Here is a 1,011-nt window from a genome sequence, read left to right as displayed (position 1 = left end):
AACGGCGTGTTGCAAATAGTAACTACCGATGCTAACGGAAACTGGATAGCTACCGTACCAGCAGGAAGTACGTCTATAGATGTAGATGAGTCAACACTACCAGCAGGTGCAGTATTAAGTACAGTAGACTCAGATCCAGAAACGATCACTGCCATGGCAGGAGTAGATACTTCAAGTACTAATGATGGTTATACAGATCCACTAACAAGTGGAACAGTAAGCGGTGTGGTATTCGATGATCAAAACGGAAACGGAATACAAGATGCAGGCGAGCCTGGATTGGCAAACGTAGATGTAGAGATTACGGATTCAAACGGAAACGTACAAACTGTACCAACGGATGCAAACGGAGAATGGACAGCAACAGTTCCAGTAGGATCTACGGATGTAGATGTAATTGATCCAATCGGATCCACATTAACAACAGTAGGTTCAGATCCAGAAACAGTAAGTGCAGAAGCAGGAATGGATACGACGTCCACTGAGGACGGATTCAGTAATCCATCAACAACAGGAAGTGTAAGCGGTGTTGTATTCAATGATCCAAATGGAAATGGAATACAAGACGCAGGTGAGCCAGGAATAGCAGGAGTAACTGTAGAAGTTACCGATGCAAACGGCGTGTTGCAAATAGTAACTACCGATGCTAACGGAAACTGGATAGCTACCGTACCAGCAGGAAGTACGTCTATAGATGTAGATGAGTCAACACTACCAGCAGGTGCAGTATTAAGTACAGTAGACTCAGATCCAGAAACGATCACTGCCATGGCAGGAGTAGATACTCCAAGTACTAATGATGGTTATACCGATCCACTAACAAGTGGAACAGTAAGCGGTGTGGTATTCGATGATCAAAACGGAAACGGAATACAAGATGCAGGCGAGCCTGGATTAGCAAACGTAGATGTAGAGATTACGGATTCAAACGGAAACGTACAAACTGTACCAACGGATGCAAACGGAGAATGGACAGCAACAGTTCCAGTAGGATCTACGGATGTAGATGTA

At 44.4% G+C, this 1,011-nt stretch carries 1 protein-coding gene; it reads left to right on the top strand.

Going from position 1 to position 1,011, the window contains the following annotated elements:
• A partial coding sequence (locus tag Q0838_RS14195) for an SdrD B-like domain-containing protein (RefSeq protein WP_298956547.1) occupies positions 1–1,011 on the top strand: 1,011 nt, incomplete at both ends.

Origin of the sequence: uncultured Nonlabens sp. (assembly GCF_947495285.1) — a bacterium.
Taxonomy (GTDB): Bacteria; Bacteroidota; Bacteroidia; order Flavobacteriales; family Flavobacteriaceae; genus Nonlabens.
This window is presented reverse-complemented; position numbering and strand designations above follow the sequence as displayed.